Source organism: Pseudomonas sp. o96-267 (assembly GCF_003935465.1).
GTDB classification, from domain to species: Bacteria; Pseudomonadota; Gammaproteobacteria; order Pseudomonadales; family Pseudomonadaceae; genus Aquipseudomonas; species Aquipseudomonas sediminis.
Genome location: NZ_RHQP01000062.1, coordinates 1 through 11,343 on the forward strand (window position 1 = coordinate 1; position 11,343 = coordinate 11,343).

Sequence of the window (11,343 nt, forward strand, 5' to 3'; positions counted from 1 at the left end):
GGGAATAGCTCAGTTGGTAGAGCACGACCTTGCCAAGGTCGGGGTCGCGAGTTCGAGTCTCGTTTCCCGCTCCAAATAAACGAAAACGCCGCTCAATCGAGCGGCGTTTTCGTTTCTGTCGTTTGCTGCCAGAAAAAGCCCGCTCGGTGTATCGGCGGGCTTTTTCGTTGCTGGCCGGCCAGTGGATCAGTGCTTGGCGCCGTCAGTGGGCAGGGCCAGCAGCTGTTTTTCCAGGTTCCAGTCAAAAGGTTCGTCGTTCTCTTCGGCTTCGAAACGGCGCTCGTCGAGGGTCTGGTACAGGGCGATTTCTTCGTCGGGCATGAAGTGCAGGCAGTCGCCACCGAAGAACCACAGCAGATCACGGGGGACCAGGTGGGCAATTTGTGGGTAGCGGTGGAACACCTGGCTGATCAGATCCTGGCCCAGATACTGGCTGGAAACCGGGTCGCGCGGCAATTCGGCGAGCAGTTCGTCGTAGCGCTCGAGGAACAGGGCGTGGCTGTCGTCGAGCACCTGTTCGGCTTCGCCCAGGGCGACGAGGATGCCGCGCAGGTGATTGAGCAGGGCGAGGTGGTGTTCGATATGGCTGGCCATGGTGCAGGTTCCTGAAGGGTAAAACGGGCGCAGGAGTATAGAGTTCCTGACGCCCGCTGTCCTGCATGGCTGGCCTTCGTGAGAGGAGCCTTAGCCGCGACGCATGCAGCTCGCGGCTGAAGCTCCACCCACAGGCGGCTCGAGTCAGCGTACCTTGCCGCTCTCCAGCGTGAGCTCTTCCTTGGCGAAGTCGTCGACGTCGATCACGCGACGCCGAGCCGCTTCGGCCGCTTGCAGGCGCTGGCCCTGTTCGCCGTCGAGGATACCGGCAGCGATTGCCGCTTCGATGGTGCCCTGGCCCGGCGCTGGTTGCAGGCTGCCGTCCTTGAGCGCCTGATGCAGGCGCTTGCGAGCGTCCTGGCTGGCCTGCACCAGGTTCAACGCATGCTGCAGGGCGCCCACCGAATCCTGATCGGCCTGCGGGCGGTAGCAACCTTCCAGCACCGACTCCAGAGCAGGATCGCCGGCCTGGCGGCCGATAATTGCCGCAACTTCGGCGTCTAGCGCGTCGCTGGGGCCCTGATGGCGGCGGCCCAGCGGGAACACCAGCACTTTGAGCAGGCAGCCGAACAGGCGGTTGGGGAAGTTGCTCAGCAGGTCATCCAGCGCTTGTTCGGCGTGATAGAGGTTTTCCTCCATGGCCCAGCGCAGCAGCGGACGAATCGCTTCCGGGTAGTCCAGGTCGTGGTAGCGCTTGAGCGCGGCCGAACCCAGGTAGAGGTGGCTGAGCACGTCGCCGAGGCGCGCGGACAGACGCTCGCGGCGCTTCAGGTCACCGCCGAGCAGCATCATGCTGCTGTCGGCGCACAGGGCGAAGGCTGCTGCCAGACGATTGAGGGCGCGGTAGTAAGGCTGGCTGAGGTCGTCACCCGGCACAGTGCCCAGGCGATTCAGCGTCAGGCCGAGAAGGAAGCTGCTGGCAGCGTTGCCGACGGCGAAGCCGATATGGCTCATCAGCAGCGAGTCGAACTCGATCAGTGCCTGGTCCTTGTCCTCGCGGTCGGCCAGGGACATTTCCTTGAGCACGTACGGATGGCAGCGGATGGCACCCTGACCGAAGATCATCAGGTTGCGCGAGAGGATGTTAGCGCCCTCGACGGTGATGAAGATCGGTGCACCCTGCCAGGAGCGGGCCAGGTAGTTGTTAGGGCCCATGATGATGCCCTTACCGCCGTGCACGTCCATGGCGTGGCCGATGCACTCGCGGCCGCGCTCGGTCAGGTGGTACTTGAGGATCGCCGACAGCACCGACGGTTTCTCGCCCAGATCGACGGCGTTGGCAGTGAGGATGCGCGCGCTGTCCATCAGCCAGGCATTGCCGCCGATGCGCGCCAGCGCCTCCTGGATGCCCTCGAAGGCGGCCAGCGGCACGTTGAATTGCTCACGCAGCTGGGCGTACTGGCCGGTGGCGAGGCTGGTGAATTTGGCCGCGCCGGTGCCGACTGCCGGCAGGGAGATGGAGCGACCGACCGACAGGCAGTTCATCAGCATCATCCAGCCCTTGCCGAGGTACTCCTGGCCACCGATCAGGTACTCCAGCGGAATGAACACGTCCTTGCCGGAGTTCGGGCCATTCATGAAAGCAGCGCCGAGAGGCAGGTGACGACGGCCGATTTCCACGCCGGGGGTATCGGTGGGGATCAGCGCCAGGCTGATGCCGAGGTCTTCCTTGTCGCCCAGCAGATGATCCGGGTCATAGGCCTTGAAGGCCAGACCGAGCAGGGTCGCCACCGGGCCGAGGGTGATGTAGCGCTTCTCCCAATTCAGGCGCAGGCCGATCACTTCTTCGCCGTTGTACTGGCCCTTGCAGATGATCCCGGTGTCCGGCATGGCACCGGCATCGGAGCCGGCCAGCGGGCCGGTCAAGGCGAAGCAGGGGATATCATCACCGCGCGCCAGGCGCGGTAGGTAGTGCTGGCGCTGCTCATCGGTGCCGTAGTGCAGCAGCAGTTCGGCTGGGCCGAGGGAATTGGGCACCATCACGGTGGAGGCCAGGTCGCCGCTGCGGGTCGCCAGTTTCATCGCCACCTGCGAGTGGGCGTAGGCCGAGAAGCCCTTGCCGCCGTACTCCTTGGGAATGATCAGGGCGAAGAAACCATGCTGCTTGATGTGCTCCCAGGCTTTCTCTGGCAGATCCATCTGCTGGCCAACCTGCCAGTCGCTGATCATGGCGCAGAGTTCTTCGGTAGGGCCGTCGATGAACGCTTGTTCTTCGTCGGTCAGCTTGGCCTTGGGGTAGGCCAGCAGCTTGTCCCAGTCAGGCTTGCCGCTGAACAGCTCGCCATCCCACCACACCGTGCCGGCTTCGATGGCATCGCGCTCGGTCGCCGACATTGGTGGCAGTACGCGCTGGAACCAGGCGAACAGCGGGCTGGTGAACAGTTGTCGGCGCAGATCGCCGAGCAGGATGAACGCGGCGACGGCGCCGGTGACGATCCACAGCAGCAGTTGCAACCAGCCCGGTACCGGGCTGAACAATGCCATGGCCACCAGATAGGCTGCGGTGATGCCGAGGGCGGGTAGGGCGGCGGTACGGCTATGGGCCAGGTAGGCGACCCCGAGCAGCAGAACCAGCAACCAGATGACGAGCATGTGCATTCCTCCATGATTCGAGCGGGCGACGCCCCGAGCATAGCCATAAATGGCGGCAGGGGCGGTGAGCTTGGCCGGATCGTCGTGAACGTGGCGCAATTGACGGGATTAGACTGAAGCAAACTTCAGGAGCCCTCGCCATGCAGACCTATCTACGTCCCGGCCGCTTCATTGACAGTGACCATCGCGCGGTAGTCGAGTTCGCCGAACGTTGGCGTGGTGCGTCACGAGAACCGACCAGTCAGGCCGTAGCCCTGTATCTGGCGGTGCGTGACGAGGTTCGCTACAACCCCTATGCCTTCAGCCTCGATGCGCAGACATTGAAGGCCAGTCATGCATTGGCGGCCGGTGAGTCCTACTGCGTGCCCAAGGCCAATCTGCTCGCTGCCTGTGCCCGGCATTGCGGGATTCCCGCGCGTATCGGCCTGGCCGACGTGCGCAATCATCTGTCGACGCCGCGTCTGCTGGAGCTGCTGCGTAGCGAGGTGTTCGCCATGCATGGCTATACCGAGCTGTATCTGGATGGGCGCTGGGTCAAGGCCACGCCGGCGTTCAACGAGGCACTGTGCCGGGTATTCAAGGTGGCGCCGCTGGAATTCGACGGCTTGCATGACAGCGTCTTCCACCTTTACAACGACCAGGGGGAGCGCTACATGGAGTACCTGTATGACCACGGCCAATTCGAGGATCTGCCGGAGCAACTGTTCTTCGACCACCTGCGTGGGTGTTATCCGCATCTGTTCGAGGTCGGTGCGCTGGAATTGAGTGGCGATATGCAACGTGAGGCCAGTGTTATCGACTGAGTCGATAATCAAGATTGGCATGACGGTCTTTTATCTGCGCGCCGGGGTCGGTAGGGTGCATGCCAGAAAGAAATGGGCGAAACACCCGGTTGCAATCGGGGCTCTTCGTACCCATCTATAACGACCTCACTCTCGCGCGGGAAACCCCATCTTCATGAGCTCCGCCCTGACCATTCGCCAGTTGACCAAGACCTACGGAAACGGCTTCCAGGCCCTGCACGGCATCGATCTGGACGTTGCCGAAGGTGACTTCTTCGCCTTGCTCGGCCCCAATGGTGCCGGCAAATCCACCACCATCGGCGTGCTTTCCACGCTGGTGAACAAGAGCAGCGGCACGGTCAGCGTGTTCGGCCATGACCTTGACCGCGAACCCTACGCGCTCAAGCGCTGCCTCGGCGTGGTGCCGCAGGAATTCAACTTCAACCAGTTCGAGAAGGTGTTCGACATCGTCGTCACCCAGGCCGGCTACTACGGTATTCCGCGTTCCGTCGCCAAGGAGCGCGCCGAGCAGTACCTGACCCAGCTCGGCCTTTGGGACAAGCGCGACGTCGCCTCCCGCGAACTGTCCGGCGGCATGAAGCGCCGCCTGATGATCGCCCGCGCTCTGGTGCACCAGCCGCGCCTGCTGATCCTCGATGAACCGACTGCCGGGGTGGATATCGAGCTGCGCCGTTCGATGTGGAGCTTCCTCACTGAGCTGAACAAGCAGGGCACCACCATCATCCTGACGACCCACTACCTGGAAGAGGCCGAGCAGCTCTGCCGCAACATCGGCATCATCGACCACGGCCGTATCGTGGAGCTGAGCAGCATGAAGGATCTGCTGAAGAAGCTGCACGTCGAGACCTTTCTCTTCGACCTAAAGGATTCCTACAGCACCGTTCCGGCGCTGCAGGGCTATCCGGCGCGCCTGGTCGATCATCACACCCTGGAAGTGCAGGTGGAGAAGAGTCAGGGCCTCAACGCGCTGTTTCAGCAACTGGCCCAGCAGCAGGTCGAGGTGCTCAGCCTGCGTAACAAGAGCAATCGCCTGGAGGAGCTGTTCGTCTCCCTGGTGGAAAAGAACCTGGCCAAGGTGGCGCAATGACCTCTCAGTACCTCAACAGCGAATTCGCCGCCAACCTGGTGGCCCTGCGTACCATCGTTCACCGTGAGGTCCGTCGCTTCGTGCGTATCTGGCCGCAAACCCTGCTACCACCAGCGATCACCATGGTCCTGTACTTCGTTATCTTCGGTAACCTGATCGGCCGGCAGATCGGCGATATGGACGGCTTCAGCTACATGGAATACATCGTGCCGGGGCTGATCATGATGTCTGTGATCACCAACAGCTACGGCAACGTGGTGTCGAGCTTCTTCGGTAGCAAGTTCCAGCGCAACGTCGAGGAACTGCTGGTATCGCCGGTATCGCCGCACACCATCCTCATCGGCTTCGTCGTCGGTGGCGTGTTGCGCGGGTTGGCTGTGGGCTTCATCGTCACGCTGCTGTCGTTGTTCTTCACCCACCTGCAGGTGCATCACCTGGGTGTGACCGTGCTGGTAGTGCTGCTGACGGCGACCATCTTCTCGCTGGGCGGCTTCGTCAACGCGGTGTATGCGCGCAACTTCGACGACATTTCGATCATCCCCACCTTCGTGCTGACGCCGCTGACCTATCTGGGCGGGGTGTTCTACTCCATCACCCTGTTGCCGCCGTTCTGGCAGACGGTGTCGCTGGGCAATCCCATCCTGCATATGGTCAACGCCTTCCGTTACGGCATTCTCGGGGTATCCGACATCCGCATTGGCGTAGCCATCGGCTTCATGCTGCTGGCCACAGCTGCGCTCTACACCCTGTGCATTCGCCTTCTGATCAGCGGTCGCGGCATGCGTCAGTGACGCTTTTGTGGGAGCGGATTCATCCGCGATCTCGCGGCTAAAGCCGCTCCTACAGGCGTGGCGGCGAGAGAAAAAAACATAGCGAAATAACTTGCGCACCTGTCAGTAACGCAGCAGCCGGTTAGACTCCGCCTCTACCAAGAAGAAGGGGCTGATCATGACCGTGCTGTTGCGTGCTCTTCCATTGCTGTGGCTGGGTGTATTCGCGTTGCCTGCGGTGGCTGCAGAAGGGCCAATGGTCGAGACCGTGCCGGTGCGGCAGATGGAGGTGCGTGACGAGCTGATCACCTTCGGTTCGCTGCGCTCCGACGAGTCGGTGATGATCCGCCCGGAAGTGGAAGGACGCCTGGCCACCCTGCATTTTCGCGAGGGCCAGGCGGTAACCGCCGGCGATCTGCTGATCAGCCTTGATGACGCCATTGCGCGCGCCGAATTCGCCCAGGCCCGGGCCAATCTCGATCTCGCCGAGAAGAACCATCAGCGGGCGCAGATGCTGTTCCAGCGCGGTGCCAGCAACGCCCAGGCACTGGATGAGGCGCAGAGCCAGCTGCAGGCTGCGCGCGCCAGCCAGGCCCTGGCCCAGGCGCGGCTCGACAAGACCCAGATCAAGGCTCCTCACGACGGCACGCTGGGCCTGCGTCAGGCCAGTGTCGGTGACTACCTCAGTTCCGGGCAAAACATCGTCAACCTGGAGGTGCTCGACCCACTCAAGGTCGACTTCCGTATTCCACAGAAGGCCGTGGCCCAGGTGCGCCTCGGTCAGACCGTGGAAATCACCCTCGATACCTACCCGGGCGAACGTTTTCGAGGGGAGATCTACGCCATCAACCCGCGCCTGGATGAAGCGGGGCGCAGCCAGGCTATCCGCGCGCATATCGGCAACGATGATCGGCGCCTGCGTCCAGGTCAGTTCGTCCGCGTTTCGGTGATTCTCGAAGAGCGGCCGCAGGCGCTGGTGATCCCCGAAGAGGCGGTGATGCCGCAGGGCGACAAGTTGCTGGTCAACCTGGTGGTCGATGGCAAGGTCGAGCGCCGTGAGGTGACGCTGGGCAAGCGTTTCGATGGCCTGGTGGAAGTCCGTGAGGGCCTGCAGGGTGACGAAACCATCATCAGCGCCGGTTGGCAGCGTGTGCGTGAAGGGCTGGTCGTGCGTACCAAGAGCGGGGAGCACCAGCCGTGACACTTTCCGATGTCTGCATTCGCCGGCCGGTATTTGCCACTGTTCTGTCCCTGATCGTGGTGCTGCTGGGGCTGATGGCCTACGACCGCCTCAACGTGCGCGAGTACCCCAATATCGACGTGCCCATCGTCACCGTGCAGGTCACCTATCCCGGCGCCAGCCCGGAAATCATGGAGTCGCAGGTGGCGCAGCCGGTGGAGGACGTGCTCTCGGGCATCGAGGGACTGGATTTCGTCACCTCCATCAGCCGTGCGGAAAACACCCAGATCACCGCACAGTTTCGCCTCGGCCGCAGCGCAGACGAGGCCGCCAACGACGTACGTGATCGTCTCGGCCGGGTGCGCAACCTGCTGCCGGATGAGGTCGATGAGCCCATCGTGCAGAAGGTCGAGGCCGACGCTCAGCCGGTGATCTGGATCGCTTTCCTCAGCCAGCAGCACAGTGCCATGGAGATCACCGACCTGCTCGAGCGAGTGATCAAGGACCGCCTGCAGACCATTCCTGGCGTATCGGAAGTGCAGGTGCGCGGTGCACGTACCTTCTCCATGCGCATCTGGCTCGACCCGGAAAAGCTCGCCGCGCACAACCTCACCGTGCAGGACGTGGAAGACGCCCTGCGTCGGCAGAACGTGGAGATTCCGGCCGGACGCATCGAGTCACGCGAGCGTGAGTTCAGCGTGCTCTCGGAAACCGATCTGCGTACCCCGGAGCAGTTCAGCGAGCTGATTCTCGACGATTCGCAAGGCTATCTGCTGCGTCTGTCCGATGTTGGCCGCGCCGAGGTGGGGCCTCGCGACGAGCGCACCGTGGTGCGTTTCAACGGTTTGCCAGCGGTGACTCTGGGCCTGGTCAAGCAGGCCACGGCTAATCCGCTGGATATCTCCGATGGCCTCGAAGCGGCCTGGGATGACGTTCAGGCATTGCTGCCCGACGGCATGAACATGACCGTGGCCAACGACAACTCGCAGTTCATCCGCGAGTCCATCGATAACGTCTTTACCACCATCTGGGAAGCCGTGGCGCTGGTCATCCTGATCATCTTCATCTTCCTGCGCTCGCTGCGTGCGACGCTGATTCCGCTGGTGACCATCCCGGTCTCGTTGATCGGCGCCTTCGCCCTGATGTCGTTGATGGGCTTCACCATCAACACCCTGACCTTGCTGGCCATGGTTCTGGCCATCGGCCTGGTGGTGGACGACGCCATCGTCATGCTGGAGAACATCCATCGCCATATCGAGGCCGGGATGAAGCCCATGCAGGCGGCCTTCAAGGGCAGTCGCGAGATCGCCTTCGCGGTGATCGCCATGACCCTGACCCTGGCTGCGGTGTTCGCCCCCATCGGCTTCATGCAGGGCACTACCGGCAAGCTGTTCACCGAGTTCGCCTGGACCCTGGCCGGCGCCGTGCTGGTTTCCGGTTTTGTGGCGCTGACGCTGACGCCGATGATGTGCGCTGTGATGCTCAAACCGCATCAGCACGAGCAGAGCCATGGCCGCGTGTACAACCTGATCGAAGGCTTCCTCAATGGCCTGACCTATAGCTACAAGCACAGTCTGGACCGTGCCCTGCGTGCCTGGCCACTGGTGCTTGGCGTGCTGCTCGGCGCCTTCGTGATGTGCGCCTGGCTGTTCGGCGGCTTGCGTTCGGAGCTGGCGCCTACCGAGGACACCGGCACCATCGTCGGCGTGTTCAATGGCCCGGACGGGGCCACCATCGATTACACGGCGCGCTACGGCCGTGAGGTCGAAGCCGCTTACGCGAGCATTCCGGAGACCAATCGCTATTTGATGATCGCCGGTTTCCCCACGGTGGCGCAGGGCATCTCCTTCATGAAACTGGAGGACTGGGGCGACCGCTCGCGTACCCAGTTCGAGATTCGCAATGAGCTGCTGCCGCAGTTGCAGGACATCGCCGGCATGCGCGTGACCCCAGTCAACCGCCCGCCGCTGGGGCAGAGTGCGCGTAACCAGCCGATCAACTTTGTCGTGCGCTCGTCCATGGAATATGCCGAGCTGCAGGTTTATGTCGATCAACTGATGGAGCGCATGCGTGATTATCCGGGCCTGGAGGGGCTGGATAGCGACCTCAAGCTCAATTCGCCGCAGCTCAAGATCACTGTCAATCGTGAGCAGGCAACGGCGGTTGGCACCGATGTATCGGTGATCGGCCGCAGCCTGGAAAGCCTGTTTGGCAGCCGCCAGGTGACCCGCTTCAAGCAGAACGGCGAGCAGTACGACGTCATGGTGCAGCTGCAGGATATCGACCGCAGCAACCCGCAGGACCTGGATCGGGTGTACGTGCGTGATCGCGATGGCGGCATGGTGCAGCTGTCCAACCTGATCGAGGTGCGCGAAACGGTGGCGCCGCGTGAGCTCAATCACTTCAACCAGCTACGTGCGGTGACCATCAGCGCCAACGTCGGTACCGGATACACCCTGGGCGAGGCGCTCAATCATCTGGAAGTCGCCGCCCGTGAGGTATTTCCGCCTGAGACGCAGTACGACTACACCGGCACTTCGCGTGATTTCAAGGAATCCAGCTCGGGCATCCTGCTGATCTTCGCTTTGGCGCTGGCCTTCATCTTCCTGGTGCTGGCCGCGCAGTTCGAGAGCTTCAGCGACCCGCTGATCATTCTGTTCAGCGTGCCCCTGTCGATGGCCGGTGCCTTGCTGGCGTTGAAGCTGTTCGGCGGCACCTGGAACATCTACTCGCAGATCGGCCTGGTGACTCTGATCGGCCTGATCACCAAGCACGGCATCCTTATCGTCGAGTTCGCCAACCACCTGCTGCGCGAGGGCAAGGCGCTACGTGAGGCGGTGATTGAGGCGTCGGTGCAGCGCCTGCGGCCGATCCTGATGACCACCGGCGCCATGGTGCTGGGTTCGCTGCCGTTGGCCATCGCCACGGGTGCCGGTGCCGAAAGCCGTCAGCAGATCGGCCTGGTGATTGTTGGCGGATTGCTGGTGGGGACCTTCTTCACCCTCTACGTGATTCCGACGCTGTACCTGCTGCTGCGCCGTTGGGCACCGCTGCGGGTAATCGAGGAGGAGCTGGCAGCGGTCTGACTGGCCTGTGCCGATAGCCATCGTAGGAGGCGCTTTAACGGCGAGCTTTTGCAGCTGTCGCGGCCACGACTGCAGGGATGCAGGAGGTAGAGCGAAGCAGGATGCCCGAGCCGAAAGCCCCTCCCACGGGCATTGAACGACTGATTGTCGTAGGAGCGAGCTCTGCTCGCGAAGCTTTTGGCGGTGAGGCGATTCGCGAGCGGAGTTCGCTCCTGCAAGTGTCTGCGTGGTGCTTCGCGGGTGCGACTTGGCGCTCAACCCGCTAAACTCGCGCGGTTTTCGTCACCCTGGATTGCCAGCCATGCAGCACCCCGCCGAACATTCCCCGCTGGGCAAGTCCAGCCAGTACATCGCCGAGTACAGCCCCGAGCTGCTGTTTCCCATCTCGCGTACCACCAAGTGGGCGGAGCTGGGCCTCGATGGCGCCAGCCTGCCGTATCAGGGCGTGGACTACTGGAACTGCTACGAGCTGTCCTGGCTGCTGCCGTCCGGTAAGCCGGTGGTGGCCATCGGTGAGTTCGCCATCCCCGCAGACTCGCCGAACATCATCGAGTCGAAGTCCTTCAAGCTGTATCTCAATTCCCTGAACCAGTCGGCTTTCGCCAGTTGGGATGAGTTGCAAGCGACACTGGTGCGTGATCTGTCGGCGGTGGCCGGCAAGCCAGTAGCGGTGCGCCTGCGCTCTCTGGCTGAGGTTTCTGACGAAGGAGTGGCGACGCTGCCTGGTCAGTGCATCGATGATCTGGACATCAGTGTCAGCCAGTACGACCACCCGCAACCCGAGCTGCTGCGCTGCGACGCCGATCGCGTGGTGGAGGAGAGCCTGCACAGTCATCTGCTCAAATCCAACTGCCCGGTTACCGGTCAGCCTGATTGGGGCAGTCTGGTCGTCGAGTATCGCGGTACCGCGCTGGATCATGCCAGCCTGCTGGCCTATCTGGTGAGCTTCCGTCAGCACGCGGATTTTCACGAGCAGTGCGTCGAGCGCATCTTCCTCGATCTGCAGCATCTGCTGCAGCCGCAGTCGCTGACTGTCTATGCGCGCTACGTGCGCCGCGGTGGGCTGGATATCAACCCGTACCGCAGCACCGAGGCGATCAAGCCGGAAAATGGTCGCCTGGCGCGGCAGTAACCCATGAAAAATGCCGCCAAATCAGACTGTGTGAAAACCTAGCAGTCTGAGTGCAAGGTGAAGACAATGCCTCCATCAGTCGATGGGGGCATTGTCGTT

Annotated in this window: 8 protein-coding genes; 6 read left to right on the forward strand and 2 right to left on the reverse strand. The window is 62.5% G+C overall.

Features of this window, described 5'->3' with window-relative positions; translation table 11 throughout:
- Positions 1-186: 186 nt before the first annotated feature.
- Positions 187-594 carry a PA2817 family protein gene (locus EGJ86_RS24230; protein ID WP_099523050.1) on the reverse strand — a complete coding sequence of 136 codons (408 nt, stop codon included), beginning with the start codon at positions 592-594 and terminating at the stop codon, positions 187-189.
- A gap of 144 nt (positions 595-738) precedes the next feature.
- Complete coding sequence (locus EGJ86_RS24235) at positions 739-3,186, reverse strand: acyl-CoA dehydrogenase (protein WP_125836894.1); 2,448 nt, start codon at positions 3,184-3,186, stop codon at positions 739-741.
- A gap of 140 nt (positions 3,187-3,326) precedes the next feature.
- On the opposite strand from EGJ86_RS24235, the gene EGJ86_RS24240 reads away from it, so the two are divergent.
- The 6 genes from EGJ86_RS24240 to queF all read left to right on the forward strand — a co-directional run bounded on the left by EGJ86_RS24240 (position 3,327) and on the right by queF (position 11,244).
- Positions 3,327-3,989: a transglutaminase family protein gene (locus EGJ86_RS24240; protein WP_125836895.1), complete on the forward strand. Its 663-nt coding sequence runs from the start codon at positions 3,327-3,329 to the stop codon at positions 3,987-3,989.
- 154 nt (positions 3,990-4,143) lie between these two features.
- Positions 4,144-5,076 carry an ABC transporter ATP-binding protein gene (locus EGJ86_RS24245; protein WP_125836896.1) on the forward strand — a complete coding sequence of 311 codons (933 nt, stop codon included), beginning with the start codon at positions 4,144-4,146 and terminating at the stop codon, positions 5,074-5,076.
- Positions 5,073-5,867 (forward strand): ABC transporter permease, encoded by a 795-nt coding sequence (locus tag EGJ86_RS24250; protein ID WP_125836897.1) that lies wholly within the window; start codon positions 5,073-5,075, stop codon positions 5,865-5,867. The genes EGJ86_RS24245 and EGJ86_RS24250 overlap by 4 nt, the downstream gene beginning before the upstream one ends.
- A gap of 157 nt (positions 5,868-6,024) precedes the next feature.
- Entirely contained in the window at positions 6,025-7,047 is a 1,023-nt protein-coding gene (locus tag EGJ86_RS24255; protein WP_125836898.1) for an efflux RND transporter periplasmic adaptor subunit, read from the forward strand.
- Positions 7,044-10,112, forward strand: a complete 3,069-nt coding sequence (locus EGJ86_RS24260) for an efflux RND transporter permease subunit (protein WP_125836899.1) — start codon at positions 7,044-7,046, stop codon at positions 10,110-10,112. The genes EGJ86_RS24255 and EGJ86_RS24260 overlap by 4 nt, the downstream gene beginning before the upstream one ends.
- Positions 10,113-10,413: 301 nt before the next feature.
- Positions 10,414-11,244, forward strand: coding sequence for an NADPH-dependent 7-cyano-7-deazaguanine reductase QueF (gene queF, locus EGJ86_RS24265; protein ID WP_125836900.1), 831 nt, complete (start codon positions 10,414-10,416; stop codon positions 11,242-11,244).
- Positions 11,245-11,343 lie beyond the last annotated feature (99 nt).